Source organism: Brevundimonas sp. (genome assembly GCF_046293315.1).
In the GTDB taxonomy this organism is placed as follows: domain Bacteria; phylum Pseudomonadota; class Alphaproteobacteria; order Caulobacterales; family Caulobacteraceae; genus Brevundimonas.
In genome coordinates this window covers 321,490-336,401 of the sequence record NZ_JBKBPF010000001.1, presented here as the reverse complement: position 1 = coordinate 336,401, position 14,912 = coordinate 321,490, and the positions used below count along the sequence as shown (strand labels likewise).

The 14,912-nt window shown below is 68.5% G+C and carries 18 protein-coding genes and 1 tRNA gene; 7 read left to right on the top strand and 12 right to left on the bottom strand.

Annotation, left to right across the window (positions count from 1 at the left end):
• Nucleotides 1-2: 2 nt before the first annotated feature.
• From ACK4SE_RS01585 to ACK4SE_RS01565, 5 genes are all read right to left on the bottom strand, one after another.
• The gene (locus ACK4SE_RS01585) at nt 3-302 is read right to left on the bottom strand and encodes a hypothetical protein (protein ID WP_409687758.1); all 300 of its coding nucleotides are present in this window, start codon (nt 300-302) and stop codon (nt 3-5) included.
• Nucleotides 302-1,309, bottom strand: a complete 1,008-nt coding sequence (gene gap / locus ACK4SE_RS01580; RefSeq protein WP_409687755.1) for a type I glyceraldehyde-3-phosphate dehydrogenase — start codon at nt 1,307-1,309, stop codon at nt 302-304. The genes ACK4SE_RS01585 and gap overlap by 1 nt, the downstream gene beginning before the upstream one ends.
• A 119-nt stretch (nt 1,310-1,428) precedes the next feature.
• On the bottom strand, nt 1,429-2,223 hold the full coding sequence (locus ACK4SE_RS01575) for a TrmH family RNA methyltransferase (protein ID WP_409687751.1): 795 nt from the start codon (nt 2,221-2,223) through the stop codon (nt 1,429-1,431).
• A gap of 415 nt (nt 2,224-2,638) precedes the next feature.
• Nucleotides 2,639-2,713 (bottom strand) — tRNA-Asn (locus ACK4SE_RS01570).
• Between the two features lie 83 nt (nt 2,714-2,796).
• On the bottom strand, nt 2,797-3,576 hold the full coding sequence (locus ACK4SE_RS01565) for a hypothetical protein (RefSeq protein WP_409687748.1): 780 nt from the start codon (nt 3,574-3,576) through the stop codon (nt 2,797-2,799).
• Nucleotides 3,577-3,657: 81 nt separating this feature from the next.
• Here ACK4SE_RS01565 and ACK4SE_RS01560 point away from each other — a divergent pair, with 81 nt between their 5' ends.
• Nucleotides 3,658-4,263 carry a TIGR00730 family Rossman fold protein gene (locus ACK4SE_RS01560; protein ID WP_409687745.1) on the top strand — a complete coding sequence of 202 codons (606 nt, stop codon included), beginning with the start codon at nt 3,658-3,660 and terminating at the stop codon, nt 4,261-4,263.
• 128 nt (nt 4,264-4,391) lie between these two features.
• Nucleotides 4,392-4,694: a CC_3452 family protein gene (locus tag ACK4SE_RS01555; protein ID WP_409687742.1), complete on the top strand. Its 303-nt coding sequence runs from the start codon at nt 4,392-4,394 to the stop codon at nt 4,692-4,694.
• Nucleotides 4,695-4,854: 160 nt separating this feature from the next.
• On the opposite strand, the gene gltX is transcribed toward ACK4SE_RS01555, so the two are convergent.
• The 4 genes from gltX to ACK4SE_RS01535 form a co-directional block, all read right to left on the bottom strand.
• The gene (gene gltX / locus ACK4SE_RS01550) at nt 4,855-6,189 is read right to left on the bottom strand and encodes a glutamate--tRNA ligase (protein WP_409687740.1); all 1,335 of its coding nucleotides are present in this window, start codon (nt 6,187-6,189) and stop codon (nt 4,855-4,857) included.
• A gap of 53 nt (nt 6,190-6,242) precedes the next feature.
• Nucleotides 6,243-7,094 (bottom strand): alpha/beta hydrolase, encoded by an 852-nt coding sequence (locus ACK4SE_RS01545; RefSeq protein WP_409687737.1) that lies wholly within the window; start codon nt 7,092-7,094, stop codon nt 6,243-6,245.
• Nucleotide 7,095: 1 nt separating this feature from the next.
• Nucleotides 7,096-7,509 (bottom strand): RNA polymerase-binding protein DksA, encoded by a 414-nt coding sequence (dksA, locus tag ACK4SE_RS01540; RefSeq protein ID WP_409687882.1) that lies wholly within the window; start codon nt 7,507-7,509, stop codon nt 7,096-7,098.
• 182 nt (nt 7,510-7,691) lie between these two features.
• Nucleotides 7,692-8,114: a flagellar assembly protein FliX gene (locus ACK4SE_RS01535; protein ID WP_409687734.1), complete on the bottom strand. Its 423-nt coding sequence runs from the start codon at nt 8,112-8,114 to the stop codon at nt 7,692-7,694.
• Nucleotides 8,115-8,306: 192 nt separating this feature from the next.
• On the opposite strand from ACK4SE_RS01535, the gene ACK4SE_RS01530 reads away from it, so the two are divergent.
• From ACK4SE_RS01530 to ACK4SE_RS01515, 4 genes are all read left to right on the top strand, one after another.
• On the top strand, nt 8,307-9,416 hold the full coding sequence (locus ACK4SE_RS01530; RefSeq protein WP_409687731.1) for a flagellar basal body P-ring protein FlgI: 1,110 nt from the start codon (nt 8,307-8,309) through the stop codon (nt 9,414-9,416).
• 8 nt (nt 9,417-9,424) lie between these two features.
• The gene (locus ACK4SE_RS01525) at nt 9,425-9,751 is read left to right on the top strand and encodes a rod-binding protein (RefSeq protein ID WP_409687728.1); all 327 of its coding nucleotides are present in this window, start codon (nt 9,425-9,427) and stop codon (nt 9,749-9,751) included.
• Nucleotides 9,748-10,173, top strand: a complete 426-nt coding sequence (locus ACK4SE_RS01520) for a flagellar basal-body protein FlbY (protein ID WP_409687725.1) — start codon at nt 9,748-9,750, stop codon at nt 10,171-10,173. Before ACK4SE_RS01525 ends, ACK4SE_RS01520 begins: the two co-directional genes overlap by 4 nt.
• A gap of 63 nt (nt 10,174-10,236) precedes the next feature.
• Nucleotides 10,237-11,835: an EAL domain-containing protein gene (locus tag ACK4SE_RS01515; RefSeq protein WP_409687722.1), complete on the top strand. Its 1,599-nt coding sequence runs from the start codon at nt 10,237-10,239 to the stop codon at nt 11,833-11,835.
• Between the two features lie 19 nt (nt 11,836-11,854).
• Here ACK4SE_RS01515 and ACK4SE_RS01510 read toward each other — a convergent pair whose 3' ends face one another.
• From ACK4SE_RS01510 to ACK4SE_RS01500, 3 genes are all read right to left on the bottom strand, one after another.
• Nucleotides 11,855-12,388 carry an ATP-binding cassette domain-containing protein gene (locus ACK4SE_RS01510; RefSeq protein ID WP_409687719.1) on the bottom strand — a complete coding sequence of 178 codons (534 nt, stop codon included), beginning with the start codon at nt 12,386-12,388 and terminating at the stop codon, nt 11,855-11,857.
• A 146-nt stretch (nt 12,389-12,534) separates the two neighbouring features.
• Nucleotides 12,535-13,449: an ATP-binding cassette domain-containing protein gene (locus ACK4SE_RS01505; protein WP_409687716.1), complete on the bottom strand. Its 915-nt coding sequence runs from the start codon at nt 13,447-13,449 to the stop codon at nt 12,535-12,537.
• A complete protein-coding gene (locus ACK4SE_RS01500; protein WP_409687713.1) occupies nt 13,415-13,546 on the bottom strand; it encodes a hypothetical protein in 132 nt (43 codons plus the stop codon). The genes ACK4SE_RS01505 and ACK4SE_RS01500 overlap by 35 nt, the downstream gene beginning before the upstream one ends.
• Between ACK4SE_RS01500 and chrA the strand changes: the two genes are divergently transcribed.
• On the top strand, nt 13,545-14,897 hold the full coding sequence (gene chrA, locus ACK4SE_RS01495; RefSeq protein ID WP_409687710.1) for a chromate efflux transporter: 1,353 nt from the start codon (nt 13,545-13,547) through the stop codon (nt 14,895-14,897). The two genes, ACK4SE_RS01500 and chrA, sit on opposite strands and share 2 nt — an antisense overlap.
• The last annotated feature ends 15 nt before the right edge of the window (nt 14,898-14,912 follow it).

The following is a 14,912-nucleotide window of genomic DNA, read 5'->3' as shown; positions in this document are numbered from 1 at the left end:
GGTCAATCCTGCGGCTCATGCCGCTGATAAATCAGATAGGTGATAGCCTTGGGCATGGTCCGATCGGCGTTCACGATGAACCGTTCCTCGATCTTCGCGTCCAAGAAATCAGCTATGATTTCGGTGCCCGCAGACTGGATCAGATCGATCTCTTCGGCCGCAGGCGCTTCTTCAAAAACAGCCTGACAGGTGACTGTTCCACCATTCATGTCGACCGAGAACGATCTCAGATTCCGGGTGACAGCGCCGAGCAGGGCACGCTGGGCGGACAGCCGGAGGAGGATATCCGCCCCTGGCTGCATCAGATCAGCTTGCTCATCGCCAGCGCCGTGTCGCTCATCCGCGTGGCGAAGCCCCATTCGTTGTCGTACCAGCTGAGCACGCGCACCAGCGAGCCGTCGACCACCTGGGTCTGCGGCAGGGCGGCGGTGGAGGACGCGGCGATGTGGTTCATGTCGCTGGAGACCACCGGATCGGTGGTGGTGAACAGCACGCCCTTCATGGCGCCGTCGGCGGCGGCCTGAAGCGCCTTGTTGACCTCTTCCACCGAGGTTTCGCGGCCGGCGACCACCTTCAGGTCCACCACCGAGACGTTGGGCGTGGGCACGCGGATGGACGAGCCGTCCAGCTTGCCCTTCAGTTCGGGCAGCACCAGGCCCACGGCCTTGGCCGCGCCGGTGGAGGTGGGGATCATGGACAGGCTGGCGGCGCGGCCGCGGTACAGGTCCTTGTGCATGGTATCCAGCGTCGGCTGGTCGCCGGTGTAGGCGTGGATGGTGGTCATGTAGCCGCGCTCGATGCCCACCAGATCGTGCAGCACCTTGGCGATGGGGGCGAGGCAGTTGGTGGTGCAGCTGGCGTTGGAGACGATGATGTCGTCCGCCGTCAGGCTGTCGTGGTTGACGCCGTAGACGATGGTCTTGTCCGCGCCGTCGCCGGGGGCCGAGATCAGCACCCGCCTGGCGCCCGCCTTCAGGTGGGCCGAGGCCTTTTCCTTCGAGGTGAAGAGGCCCGTGCACTCGAACGCGATGTCCACGTTCAGGTCCTTGTGCGGCAGGTTGGCCGGGTCGCGCTCGGCGGTGACCTTGATCTTGCCGAGACCCACGTCGATCCAGTCGTCGCCGGACTCCACCGGGCCGGGGAAGCGGCCGTGGACCGAGTCGTACTTCAGAAGGTGGGCGTTGGTGGCCACCGGGCCCAGATCGTTGATCGCCACCACCTCGATGTCGCGGCGCCCGTGCTCGACGATGGAGCGCAGGACCAGACGGCCGATACGACCGAAACCATTGATGGCGACGCGAACGGTCATGGGATGGAACCTCTCCTGAAGGGCCTGACGGCAGTGTTTTGGTTGCGTCTTAGTGACGCCGACGGGCCGAGGTTTCAAGGGCGGGCGCGGTCACGTTGGGCAAGCGTGAGTGACGCCTCTCAGCCGAAGCGCATCTGGTGCAAGGCAACGGCGCTGGTGGCGGCCACATTGAGGGAGTCGAAGCCGCCCGCCATGGGGATGGCCCCAGTGCGGCAGCGGGCCATGATGACCGGCGCCAGCCCCGGCCCCTCGGCGCCGAGGATCAGCGCCGCCCTGCCGCCGGGCCGCACATCCGACAGAGGCTGTTCGCCCGAAGGGCTGAGCGCCAGCAGGGAGAAGCCCGTCGCCTCCAGCCCGTCCAGCATAGTCATCGGGTCGAGGGCGGTCATGAAGGGCGTGCGCAGGGCCGCGCCCACCGAGACCCGGATGGCCTTGCGATACAGCGGGTCACAGCAGTGAGCGTCCAGCAACACGGCGTGGGCGCCGAAGGCCGCGGCGTTGCGGAAGATGCCGCCCATGTTGTCGTGGTTGCCTACGCCGCAGACGACCACCACCAGCGCGTCGTCCGGCGCGGCGTTCAGCAGGTCGGCGAGGTCGGGCTCGGCAGGCTTCTCGCCCAGCGCCAGGATGCCCCGGTGGATGGGAAAGCCCGCCACCGCATCCATCACCCCCTGCCCCGCCGAATAGACCGGCGCGTCCAGCCGCTCCAGCACCGGGCGCAGGGTCTCGACCCGCTGTTCAGCGATAAGCGCGGAGACGGCCCGACAGCGGGACTGGGGCGAGGCCAGCACATTCAGCACCACCGCCCCCTCGGCCACGAACAGACCCCGGCGCCCGGTCAGGTCGCGCTCGCGGATCTGGCGATAGTCCGCCACGCGGGCGTCTTCAGGGTCGTGAATCGGGACGGGCGTCATGGTTTACCCCGCATTAACCAAAACGCCTGAAGGAGAAAGGGTCTTCTTTTCGGAGACACCCACCATCACCGAACTTCTTTCAGCCCGGCTTCATCGCCGGGCTTTTTTTCGCTCGCACTTGTCGACGAGAACGGGGCCCGGCCGACGCGGTCCAGCACCGACGTCGGCCGGGTCAGAGGCTAGCGGAAGACCGCCAGTACGAGCGTCGCCGCCGCCACGAGGCCCATGGTGGCGAAGAAGTGACGGTGGATGAAAAGCAGAACACGTCCGCCCATCGGAAAGCTCGTTCATGACACCAGCGGCCCAATGCCGCCCCATGGACGAATATGATCCTGTCAGGCGGCTGGAAAAAGGGCGCGCCGAACGCAAGCGCGTGAACGGACCGTGAGCATGTCGTGAAGCCCGAAAGGGCGAGTGGCTCCGCGGGTAGGATTCGAACCTACGACCAGCCGATTAACAGTCGGCTGCTCTACCACTGAGCTACCGCGGAACAGTTCGCTCGGGAGGCGCGGCTATAGCAGCGTGTTCGCAGCCGATGCAAGCCGGACAACGGGAAAATAAAACCGAAGCTCGTCAATCCTCGCCGGGGGTTGAATCCAGTATCCAGGTGGCCTGAAAGCCCTCGCCCGGCGTGGGCCAGTCGATGCGGGTGGCGACACCTGAATCCGCGGCGCGCAGTTCTGTCGAGGGCGCCGTGAGATTGAGCACGGCATCCTGGATTTCATCGTCGGTCTCGACACGGATCCGGCGCGGGCCAGGGGGTATCGCAGGAAACCGCGCCACGTGGCGCCCCGCCTGATCCGCCGTCACGGTCTGGCGCGGGCCGTCATCGATGCTCACCCGCACCCTCTCCCCCGGCGGCGCGGCGCCCGAGACGAGCACCCCGGCGCCGTCATAGTCGACGGCGGCCAGCAACCGCGTCCGGCTCAGGGGGGCGGCGGCTCCGCCCGGCACCAGCACGGCGGCGACGGGATCGGGCCCCGGCGTGATGACCAGCCAGTCCCCCCCGCGGGCCTGACTGCCCCCGCTCTGGATTTCGGCATGATGCAGACTGATTGCGCCCGCCGTCGCCAGGCGCAGGCTGAAAACGCCATCCGCGCCGGTGGTGGCGGCCACCGACACGCCCGCCAGGTCCGTCAACACGATGCGATCACCCGGGGCGGCGGCGCCCGTCAGGGTCACCCCGTCAGCGCTGAACACGGCCGACTCCAGGCGGGCCGGCGCAGCCCAGTTTGTCTGTATGTCCGAAGCCCGGCGGGGAGCAGCGTCGGGGTCAGCGCCGCAGGCGCCGAGCCCCAGCATGGAAATGATCCCCGCCAGGGCGGCATCCCGAACCGCAATCCGTCGTTTCATCCGTGCGCCCTCGCCTGTATGGCTGCCGGTCGCTGCAATCCGCGCCGTGTTCTTCCTGTCGCTGCAATCGTCGAGACGTCAATGCCCGAAGGCCCCCTGCCCCACGATTTGAAACCCGTCCGCTCCGTGTGCCTGTTCTGCGGCTCGTCGGATTCGGCTGATCCCGAGTATGTGGTGTGGGCTGCGGAACTGGGCCGGGCGCTGGCCCGTGAAGGCATCCGGCTGGTCTACGGCGGCGGCGGGGTGGGCCTGATGGGCGCGTCCGCGCGCGCGGCGCACGAGGCCGGCGGCGAAGTGCTGGGGATCATGCCCCTGTTCCTGCGCAGCCGCGAGCGGCTGTTCGAGGAGGTGGAGACCCTGGTGGTGCCCTCCATGCACCAGCGCAAGCAGCTGATGTACGACGAGTCCGACGCCTTTGTCGTGGCGCCCGGCGGCGTTGGAACCCTCGAGGAAGTGGTGGAGATCCTGTCGTGGAAGCGGCTGGATCTGCACGACAAGCCGGTGATCTTTCTGAACCAGAACGGCTTCTGGGAGAGCCTGTTCACCCTGGTGCGCCACACGGTGGACGAGGGCATGACCCCGGCGTCCTTCCTGGAGGCCTGGGAAGTCTGCGACACGGTGGACGAGGTGATGGCGGCGCTGAAGCGGGCGCATGAGGCGCCGGTATTGCGTCATGACCCTCGATAACTTACCGATGATCACCGCCGAGACTTCTCACGGGTTTCGATTGAAAACCCGCCTTGACAGTTTTGATTGAAAACTGACACATGGCTCCGTGGGGCCGTTTGCGCCCCGAGTTCATCGGAGACCTCCCCATGCGCGTTCTTATCGCCATCGCAGCCCTGGCCCTGGCCGTTCCGGCCGCCGCCCAGACGCCCGCCACCAGCCTCGTCCTGGCCGACGCATCATCCGCCCCCTCGGGCCGCGTCATCATCGACGGCGCCGGCTGGACCTGCAACGAAACGGGCGCCTGCACCGCCTTCGGCGGCCGCGAGCAACCCGCCGACCGCGCCTGCCGCCGCGTTGTGGCCCGCCTGGGCGCCGTGACCGCCTTCACCTGGAAGGGCCAGGAACTGAACGAACAGCAAATCGCCGCCTGCAACACCTCGGCGGCCTAAGGACGCGATATCTCCTCCCCATCGCTTGAGATGGGGAGGTGGCGCGGGCGCGACTCGGCGCCCGTGACGGAGGGCGCGGCGCGATGCCCGACGATTGTGGTCAGAATGTCTGAGCGGCTGAACCAACCCCTCCACCACGCCCTGTCGGGCGGGGAGGAGCTTACGCCGTCTCGCCCTTGAGACGCCGCACGATGCGCTCGCGGTCGATCAGGGGCAGCAGGGCGGCCATGTCGGGTCCGTGATCCATGCCCGTCACGGCCTGACGCAGGGGCATGAACAGGGCCTTGCCCTTGGCGCCCGTCGCCTCCTTCACCGCACCGGTCCAGGCGCTCCAGCTGTCGGCGCCGATCTCCGCCGGGAGGACCTCCAGCGCCGCCGCCGCGAAGGCAGGGTCGGCGATGACCGGCGTGACCGGGCCATTCACCAACCGGGCGAAATCCTTCACATCGGCGAACTTGCCCAAGTTCGGGCGCACGGCGTCCCAGAACCCCTTTCCCAGATCACAGTCCATGGCCACCAGACGCGCGCGGGTGTCGTCATAGGCGATGCCGTGCAGCGACTGGGCGTTCAGACGATCCAGATCGGCGGTGTCGTAGCGCGCGGGCGACCGGCCCATCTTGGAAAAGGCGAACGACTGACCCAGCGCCTCGACAGACCCGGCCACCTCCAGCGGGTCGGACGTGCCGATGCGGCCCAGGTGGCTGGTGATGGCGATGGGCTCATAGCCCTGGTCGCGCATGTCGGCGATCGACAGGGAGCCAAGTCGCTTGGACAGGGCCGCGCCGTCGGCGTCCACCAGCAGCGGCATGTGGGCGAATCCCGGAGCGGCTGCGCCCAGCGCCTCGAAAATCTCGATCTGGGCGCCGGTGTTGGTGACGTGGTCCTCGCCCCGGATCACGTGGGTGATCTTCATGTCGATGTCGTCCACAACCGACGGCAGGGTGTAGAGGAACAGCCCGTCCTCACGGATCAGCACCGGGTCCGACATGGAGGCGGTGTCCACCTCGGCGTGCCCGCGGGCCAGGTCCTCCCAGGCCACGCGCTTGCCCTCCAGCTTGAAGCGCCAGTGCGGGCGACGGCCCTCGGCCTCCAGCTTGGCCCTGTCCTCGTCGGTCATCTCCAGCGCGGCGCGGTCGTAGATAGGCGGCAGGCCGCGCGACAGCTGTACCTTGCGGCGGCGGTCCAGCTCGTCGGACGTCTCGTAGCAGGGATACAGTCTCCCCGCCGCCTTCAGCCGCGCGGCTGCCTCTTCATAGCGGTCAAAGCGTTCGGACTGGTTGTAGCGTTCGTCCCAGGTCAGGCCGAGCCATTGCAGGTCGGTCTCGATGCCGCTCTCGAATTCCTTCGTCGACCGTTCGAGGTCGGTGTCGTCGATGCGCAGCACAAAGGCGCCGCCCTGCCCCTTGGCGAACAGCCAGTTCACCAGGGCGGTGCGCACGTTGCCCACGTGCAGGCGTCCCGTGGGGGACGGCGCGAAACGAACCTTGACGAACATGGGATTCAGACCTTGCAGCGAAGGCGCACAGGTCGGTCAGCAGGGGGCGGAAGTCAAGGCGCGTCGTCCCGGCCGAACAGCCACAGCAGGCCCGCCCGGTGAGCGTCCGGAGCATTGGCCGCATGGGTGCCGCCCTCGATGCGGAGGAAATGCAGACGCCACGGGCGCGCCGGCTGGTTCTCCCAGTGCTGGAGCCACTGAACGGCCTCGGCCTGGAGGTCGGGACGGTCGCGCGTACCGCTTGTCACCACAACGCCGAGACCGGCGCGCGTCGCCTCGGCGGCGGGTTCCATCAGGGACTCGATCCCGGGCGTGATGGAGGGATTGCTGGCGATGCGGCCCCAGAACAGGTCCGGGTCCGTGACGGCGGAATAGAGCACAAAGGCGCCGCCGCGCGACTGGCCGAACAGCACGCGGCTTTGGGGATCCGAGCGGTAATTCGTCTCGATGCGCGGGATCAGTTCGGTTTTCAGGAACCGCTGGAACGCCTCCGCCCCCGGCTGTTCGACGCCGTCGCCGGGAGACTGGAAGTCGATGTTGCGCCGGTTCACCGCCGGATCGAACCCGCCATAGGCGATGCCCACCACCAGCGCCTCGGGCAGTTGTTCGTCGTAATGCAGGAACAGGTGATTGGCCGCCAGGATGGGGAACAGGGAATCCCCGTCGGTCAGATAGACGGTGGGCCAGGTCACGTCCGCTGCCGGGTCGTAGCCCTCGGGATAGCGAACATAGATGTGGTAGGGCCGCCCGGTCGCGTCGGAGTCGATGCGGAAATAGTCGCCGCGCAGGGCGGGCAGATGATCCAGGGGCGTGACGCCGTCATCCGGCGCCTGAGCGCGCACGGCGACGCCCGTCAAGGACAGGATCAGAACGGCCAGGACGGCGATCAGCCCCGGCGCGCGCATGTCAGTCGTCCCGGTGAACGCGCTCGCGGCGCTCGTGGCGCTCCTGGGCCTCGACGCTCAGGGTCGCGGTGGGACGGGCTTCCAGACGACCGAGGCCAATGGGCTCGCCGGTCTCCTCGCAATAGCCATAGGAGCCGTCCTCGATCCGTCGCAGAGCTTCATCGATCTTGGAGATCAGCTTTCGCTGACGGTCGCGGGTGCGCAGCTCCAGCGCGCGGTCGGACTCCGACGAGGCCCGGTCCACCAGATCCGGGTGGTTCTCGGTTTCGGCCTTCAGATTCACTACAGTGCCCTTGGACTCGCGAAGGATATCATCCTTCCAGTCCAGCAGCTTCTGCTTGAAATAGGCCAGCTGCCGTTCATTCATGAACGGCTCATCGTCCGATGGACGATACGCCGACTGTCCGGCTGTCATGGTCGCGGTTGCGGTCATCACAAACTCACGCTCGCTCCGAGCGCCCCCCTGCGAAGCGAGTGGACGTATATGGCCCGCGACGAGTCGCCGCAACGGCGTTCTCGCATCCGTGATGGAAAATTCATCAAGCGGGCGAATTTCGCCGCCGGATCAGGGAAATACCTGAATATCGGAGGGTATTTTCAGGCGCCTCGGCGCATGTCCGCCTTGGCCAGCTCCACCGCCGCGCGGAGGTCGATCTGGTCCAGCACCGCGTCCAGCCCCGGATCGGCGCTGTCGGGACGCTCCTCGCGCACGGCGCGGGCGAGGGTGTTGAGCACGCCGGCGCCGTCCTGCCCGGCCAGCATCATCAATTTCAGCTCGTCCAGCCGGTCCAGCAGTCCCCCGCCCCGGCGCATGGCCCGGCGGCGGCGCTCGGTGGCGTCCTCGACGCCCTGCAGCGCCATCAGGGCCGAAACCCCGGCTACGCCCCCGGCCGCAGAGGCGGCGGATGCCGGCCCGGCGCTCGCGGTCCCGCCCGCCGGCAGGCTGAAGCCCCCGCCAGAGGTGCGGGACGGGCGGCTGGACGGTGCCGAGGTCGTGCCCGAGGGACCGGTGACCTTCATGGACGGGCGCTCCTGAACATCGCGCGGACTAATACGGAGGCACCATCGGAGCGTTCGGGTCACTGTTTGGTTAACGGCCCGGCAGCATTTGCCCGGCGGGTGAAAGTTCCGGGGACGGAGCCCTTGTTTTCGCATGGGTTTTTGCTGGCATGCATCTGGCATCGCGCTGAGCGAACAGTATCGGAATTCACCATGCGCCTGATCCTCCGCATCACCGTCGCCGCTCTCGCCGCCGCCAGCTTGGCCTGGAGCGCGCCCGTCCTGGCCCAGTCCCGCATCAAGGACATCGCCTCGGTGGAGGGCGTGCGCACCAACCAGCTGGTGGGCTATGGCCTGGTGGTGGGCCTGAACGGCACCGGGGATTCCCTGCGCAACTCGCCCATGACGCGCCAGTCGCTGGAAGCGATGATGGAGCGGCTGGGCGTCAACATCCGCGACGCCAACGCCAACACCAAGAATATCGCGGCCGTCATGGTGACCGCCGACCTGCCGTCCTTCGCCACGGCGGGCTCGCGCATCGACATCAACGTCTCGGCCATGGGCGACGCCAAGAGCCTTCTGGGCGGCACCCTGCTAGTCACCGGCCTTCAGGGCGCGGACGGCCAGGTCTATGCGGTGGCGCAGGGGACGGTGCAGACCGGCTCGGTGTCAGCCGGAGGCGCGTCGGGTTCCTCGATCACCCGGGGCGTGCCCACATCAGGCCGTATCGCAGGCGGCGCCAGCGTCGAACTGGAGACCGGCTTCTCCCTGGCCTCCATGAGCGAGCTGCGGCTGAACCTGCGCAACCCGGACTTCACCACCGCCCAGCGGGTGGCCCAGGCCATCAACCTGGCCTACCCGGGCACGGCTTTCGCTGACAACGGCGCGGTCATCACCCTGCGCCCGCCGCCCCAGCTCGGCGCCGCCGGCTTCATCAGCCGCATCGAGAACCTGCCGGTCAGCGTGGACACGCCCGCCCGGGTGATCATCGACGAGGTCAACGGGGTGATCGTCATGGGCGATGCGGTGCGCGTCTCCACAGTGGCCATCGCCCAGGGCAACCTGACCGTCTCCATCCAGGAGCGCCCCTTCGCCAGCCAGCCCGGACCGTTCAGCGATGGCGAGACGGTGGTCCTGCCCGACACCGAGGTGACCATCGAGGAAGAGCGCGGCCGCCAGATGCGCATCGTCGGCGGCGACACCTCCCTGTCGACCCTGGTCAACGGGCTGAACGCCCTCGGGGTCAGCCCCCGCGACATGATCTCCATCCTGCAGGCCATCCGCGCCGCAGGCGCCCTGCAGGCCGAAATCGAGGTGATGTGATGACCCCCATGGCTCCTTCCGTCGACATGCTGCGCGGCGCCCCCTCACCGATGGCCTTGTCCGGCGCCAACGAGACCCGCATCCGCCAGACGGCCCGAGACTTCGAGGCCACCTTCCTGTCCCAGATGCTGCGGCCCATGTTCGAGGGCCTGTCCACCGAGGCGCCGTTCGGCGGCGGTCACGCAGAAGAAACCTGGCGCGGCTTCATGATCGACGAGATGGGCAAGCAGATCAGCCGCTCGGGCGGCATCGGTCTGGCCGATCAGGTCATGGCCGAAATGATCCGCATGCAGTCCGGACAATCCACCGTCCCCAGCGAAGGAGACGCCCCATGACCCCCGCCGAACACGCCTCACACCTGACCGCCCTGACCGAACGCCTGACCGAGCGTCTGGCCGAGGAGACCCGCTGCTTCGAGGCCCGCCGTCCGCAGGACGTAGCCGCGGGCGTCGCCGAAACCCAGGATCTGGCCAACCTGTATCGGCGCGAGACGGCCCGGGTGAAGGCGGATCGCCGCCTCCTGGAAGGCCTGCCCACCGCCGAGCGTGACGCCCTGATCGCGGCGACCCAGGCGTTCGAGGCCGTTCTTTCGCGTCACAACCGGGCGCTGGAAGCCGCCAAGACCATCACCGAGGGCCTCGTCCAGACCATCGCCCAGGAAGTGGCCGCCGCGCGGGCCCAGGGGGCCGGTTATGGCGCGGGCGGACGGGCCGCTGCAACGGACGGGCGCGCCGTGACTCTGAACCGAACCGCCTGATTCCACTCGATTAACCGTGAGGCTTGAGCGGTCTCTTAACGGTTCCCGGGTGACACCGGGATCATGTCGCTTACCCGATCCCTCCTCGGCCTGGCCTTTGCGTCCGCCGATCTGCTGGTGGAAGTCGACGCCGACGGGCGGATCAGCCTGGCTCTGGGCGCCCCCCCGGGTGGCGGGGCGCCGGAGGCCCTCAAGGGCTCCAGCCTGGCCACCCTGTTCGTTCCCGCGGAGGAATCCCGCATCCGGAAGGCCCTGGTCCTGACCCGTACAGGGCGCGGCCAGCCTCTGAAGGGCGACGTGCGATGCGGGGACCGGGTGCGCGCCGCCACGTTGCGGCTGTTCGCCCTGCCGGAACTGGCGCCGGCGATCTCTTGCGCCATCAGCTACGACGGTCCGCCCCGGCCGTTCGACGCGCCGGCCTCTGCTGCCGGGTGCGCGGCCATGACGGACGGCGCCGGGCTGCTGGATCAGGCGCGCGGTCTGCTGCAGCGGCTGTCCCCGGAGGAGCGGTCCCAGCTCAGCGTGGCCTTCGTTGACTTGCCGGGAGCCGGGCCGGCCATGACGGGCGATAAGGGGGAAGCGCTGCTGGACGCCGTGGGGCGGCTGCTGAATTCCGCCACATCCGGAGGCCTTTCGGCGGCGCGTCTGGACGATGAGCGCTACGCCCTGATCGGACGCACAGAGGCGCTCGCGACCCTGACGGACGACCTGCGCGGCGTCATGGCGGATCACAATGTCTATATTCAGCCTCGCACCACGACAGCTCCCACGCCGCCAAACGCCGACCCCCTGGCCACCCTGCGGGCCCTGCGCCTGACCCTGGACGAGTTCCTCAAGGACACCGGCCGCGCCGATCCCGGGATGACCTTCTCGGCCTCCCTGATGCGGACGGTGAAGGAAGGCGACCGCCTGCGGGCCCTCATTCGCGAGCGGGCGTTCGATCTGCACTATCAGCCGATCGTCGACCTCGGCACGGGCGCGGTTCACCATTTTGAGGCGCTGACGCGGTTCTCGGAGGACGCCAGCCCGGCCCGCGCGATCCGCATGGCCGAGGAGCTGGCGCTGGTCACCGACCTCGATCTGGGCGTGGTAGAGAAGGCGGTGCGCAAGATGAGATCATCCGGCGGCGGCCTGCTGCGCATCGCGGTCAACACCTCGGCCGCCTCCCTGGAGACGGACGCCTATGTCCAGGCCGTGCTATCCATGACCGCGGATCAGCCGGATCTGAGGCGGCGCCTGATGATTGAAGTCACCGAGACCGCCGCCCTGAACGACATGGCGGCGGCGGAACGACGGCTGAAGACCCTGCGGACCGCCGGCGTCCAGATCTGCATCGATGATTTCGGCGCAGGCAGCGCGTCCTTCGACTATCTGCGGTCGTTGTCAGTGGATGTGGTCAAGATCGACGGGGTGTTCGTGCGCGGTCTCGGCGAAGAAGGTCGCGAGCGCACGCTGATCCGCCACCTGGTCGAGCTTTGCGGCGACCTGAACATCGCCACCATCGCCGAGATGGTCGAGACCGAAGACGTAGCCGAAGCGCTGCGCGCCCTCGGCGTGAAGTACGCGCAGGGATATCTCTACGGACGCCCCGAGAAGGAACCACGCACCCGGGTCGGCCAGTCCGTCCGGCGAAGAGCGGGCGCGACCGAGGACTGGTCCTGAGGCCTGCCCGGCGCGCGTATCAGCGGTCCGGCAACGTCAGGGTCCGGGTGACCCCCACATTTCCCAGGAAGACCGGGTCATGGCTGACCACCGCCAGCGCGCCGTCAAAGCCGTTTAGCGCCGCCTCCACCGCCGCGACGGACTCCAGGTCAAGATGGTTTGTGGGCTCGTCAAGGATCAGCAGTTGCGGCGGCCGGACGCCCGTCGTGACGCAGGCCAGAGCCACGCGCAGGCGCTCGCCGCCGGACAGCGTCCCGGCGACACGCAGGGCCTCCACATTGCGGAACAGGAACCGGGCCAGGGCGGCGTGAGCCTCGTTGGGCGAGCCTTCGGGGTTAAGCCGCAGCCAGGCCTCGATCAGGGTTTCGTCGGGTTTCAGCAGGGCCGCGTCCTGATCCAGCAGGGTGCCGCGGACGTGGCGACGCACTCTGCCCGAGGTCGGTTCGAGCACACCCGCCATCAGCTGTAGCAGCGTTGTTTTGCCTGCGCCGTTCGGACCGATGATCGCCACCCGCTCGGGGCCAGTGACGCGCAGCGAGACGGGGCCGAGCACTCTCCCCTCCCCCCCTTCCCCGTTCGCTCCGGAAAATTCGAGTCGGACCTCGTCCATCTCAAGTACGGTCTTGCTGGACGCCAGACCGGTGGATGGCATGGGAATGGACAGCAGGTGCGCGCGCTCGACCCGCTCACGAGCGGCCGTCAAGTCAGCCTCCGCCTGGGCGATTGTCGGGCGGCGAGCCGGCTGTTGCGGGCGGCCGAGGTCTCGGCGCTCTCGGCCCGCATGCCCAGCAGGATCTTCGGCATGTCGCCCTTCATGCCCTTGCGGCGTCCGGCCCGGTCGCGACGGGCCTGGGATTCGGCGCGGCGCCGGGCGTCGGCGACCGTGCGGGCCGCGTCGGTTTCAGCGGTGGCGAGGGTGCGCTCCGCCGCCGCGCGCTCGGCGGCCTTTCGATCAGCGTAGAGGTCCCAGTTCCCGCCATAGGTCGCCGCGCCCAGACTGGACAGCTCGACGATACGGTCCACCCGGCCCAGCAGAGTGCGGTCATGGCTGACCACCACCGCGCCGCCCTCCCACCGCTCCAGCACCCCGGCGATCAGCTCGCGGCCGCCGGCGTCCATGTGGTTCGTGGGTTCATCCAGCAGGATCAGGTCGGGCCGGGCCAGCAGCAGGCTGGCCAGACGTAGGCGGGTCTGCTCGCCGCCGCTGAGACTTGCGGTGCAGCGGTGAAGGTCGATCCCGGACAAGCCCACCTGATCCAGCGTGTCGTACAGCCGGTCGCCCAGCGTCCAGTCCGCCACGCCAAGATCCGCGACCGAGCCCTCCCCCGCCAGCACCCGCTGCACCACGGCCAGCGGCCCGGCGGCGCCAAGGGTGTCAGCGACCGTTTCCCCGGGCGCTGGCTCATGCCTCTGATCCAGCAGGCCGATGGCGCCGGCGCGCGACACCGCGCCCTCGACGGGTGGCTGCGTTCCGGCGATCAGGCGCAGAAGCGTAGACTTGCCCACGCCGTTCCTGCCCACCAGACCGGTGCGCTCACGGCCGAAGGCCAGGGTCAGATTGTCGAAGAGCGTGGTTCCGTCAGGCGTTCGCGCGGCGACGCTGTCGAGCGTCACGAATGCGGACGGGTACGGGTTTGGGGCGAAGCGCGACATAGCCGATGACCAGCGAGAGGGCGGAAAGGGCGAAACCGATTTCCAGCGCGCTGATCATGGTTGTGTCTCCTTGTGAGGACCGAAGGCTGCAATATAGGTACGAAATGTCCGCTTCGCCAAGTCAGGTTCCGCTTCACGACCTCGTCAGGGCGTTTGGCCGTGTCGGCTTGATCAGCTTCGGCGGGCCTGCGGGCCACATCGCCCTGATGCACCAGGTGGTGGTCCAAGAACGCAAATGGCTGGACGAGGACCAGTATCTGCGGGCCTTGAACTTCTGCACCCTGTTGCCGGGGCCGGAGGCGCAGCAGCTGGCCACCTATGTGGGCTGGCGCCTGCATGGGGTGGCCGGGGGACTGGTCGCAGGCGGCCTGTTCGTCCTGCCCGGCGCGGCGGTGATTCTGGCCCTGTCGATCCTGTACGCCTATGCGGCGGACCTGACGTGGGTGCAGGGCGCGTTCTTCGGGGTCAAGGCGGCGGTGTTGGCCATCATCCTGCAGGCGCTGGTCCGCCTCGCCCGGCGCGCGCTGGACACAGGGTTGAAACGCGGGCTGGCGCTCGCGACCTTCGGCCTGCTGTTCCTGTTCAACGCTCCCTTCCCCGCCGTGATCCTCGGCGCGGCCCTGATCGGCGCCCTGTTCGCGGCGCCCGCCGCCGAGCCGACTCCTGACCCTGAGAGCCGGCCGCGAAAGCGCGACATGCTGTGGCGGACCGGGCGCGCCGTCGCCGTCTGGGGCGCGGTCTGGGCCGCGCCGGCGCTGGCGATCCTGCTGATGCTGGGCCCGGACCATGTGCTGATGGACATCGCCGCCTTCTTCTCGAAGCTGGCGGTGGTGACCTTCGGCGGCGCCTATGCGGTGCTGGCCTATATGGCGCAGGAGGCGGTGCAGACCCACGGCTGGCTGGACGCGGGCCAGATGGCCGACGGCCTCGGCCTGGCCGAGACCACGCCCGGCCCCCTGATACTGGTGACCCAGTTCGTGGGCTTCCTGGCGGCGTTCCGCTTTCCCGAGCCGTTCACGCCCCTGATGGCCGGGATCATCGGCGCCGGACTGGCGACCTGGATGACCTTCGCCCCCTGCTTCCTGTGGATCTTCGCCCTGGCGCCCTGGATCGAGCGGCTGGAGCACGCGCGACGTCTGCAGGCGGCCCTGTCCGGGGTGACGGCGGCGGTGGTCGGGGTGATCGCCAACCTGGGCCTGTGGTTCGCCTTGCACGTGCTGTTCGACCAGACGCGGCGGATTCAGACCGGGCCGCTGGACGTGACCCTACCAGTGCTGTCGGGCTTCCAGCCCCTGGCCCTGGTCCTGGCCGCCGTCGCCGCCATCGCCCTGATCCGCTTCAAGCTGGGGATCATGACCGTGCTGGCCGGCGCGGTCGCGGCGGGCGTGGCGCTGCAAGCGGTCGCATAGAGCGGCCCCCGCCCC

Coding starts and splice junctions, on each gene's coding strand:
- ACK4SE_RS01585 (WP_409687758.1), bottom strand. CDS start 302: ATGCAGCCAGGGGCGGATATCCTCCTCCGGCTGTCCGCCCAGCGTGCC.
- gap (WP_409687755.1), bottom strand. CDS start 1,309: ATGACCGTTCGCGTCGCCATCAATGGTTTCGGTCGTATCGGCCGTCTG.
- ACK4SE_RS01575 (WP_409687751.1), bottom strand. CDS start 2,223: ATGACGCCCGTCCCGATTCACGACCCTGAAGACGCCCGCGTGGCGGAC.
- ACK4SE_RS01565 (WP_409687748.1), bottom strand. CDS start 3,576: ATGAAACGACGGATTGCGGTTCGGGATGCCGCCCTGGCGGGGATCATT.
- ACK4SE_RS01560 (WP_409687745.1), top strand. CDS start 3,658: ATGCCCGAAGGCCCCCTGCCCCACGATTTGAAACCCGTCCGCTCCGTG.
- ACK4SE_RS01555 (WP_409687742.1), top strand. CDS start 4,392: ATGCGCGTTCTTATCGCCATCGCAGCCCTGGCCCTGGCCGTTCCGGCC.
- gltX (WP_409687740.1), bottom strand. CDS start 6,189: ATGTTCGTCAAGGTTCGTTTCGCGCCGTCCCCCACGGGACGCCTGCAC.
- ACK4SE_RS01545 (WP_409687737.1), bottom strand. CDS start 7,094: ATGCGCGCGCCGGGGCTGATCGCCGTCCTGGCCGTTCTGATCCTGTCC.
- dksA (WP_409687882.1), bottom strand. CDS start 7,509: ATGACAGCCGGACAGTCGGCGTATCGTCCATCGGACGATGAGCCGTTC.
- ACK4SE_RS01535 (WP_409687734.1), bottom strand. CDS start 8,114: ATGAAGGTCACCGGTCCCTCGGGCACGACCTCGGCACCGTCCAGCCGC.
- ACK4SE_RS01530 (WP_409687731.1), top strand. CDS start 8,307: ATGCGCCTGATCCTCCGCATCACCGTCGCCGCTCTCGCCGCCGCCAGC.
- ACK4SE_RS01525 (WP_409687728.1), top strand. CDS start 9,425: ATGGCTCCTTCCGTCGACATGCTGCGCGGCGCCCCCTCACCGATGGCC.
- ACK4SE_RS01520 (WP_409687725.1), top strand. CDS start 9,748: ATGACCCCCGCCGAACACGCCTCACACCTGACCGCCCTGACCGAACGC.
- ACK4SE_RS01515 (WP_409687722.1), top strand. CDS start 10,237: ATGTCGCTTACCCGATCCCTCCTCGGCCTGGCCTTTGCGTCCGCCGAT.
- chrA (WP_409687710.1), top strand. CDS start 13,545: ATGGTTGTGTCTCCTTGTGAGGACCGAAGGCTGCAATATAGGTACGAA.
- ACK4SE_RS01500 (WP_409687713.1), bottom strand. CDS start 13,546: ATGATCAGCGCGCTGGAAATCGGTTTCGCCCTTTCCGCCCTCTCGCTG.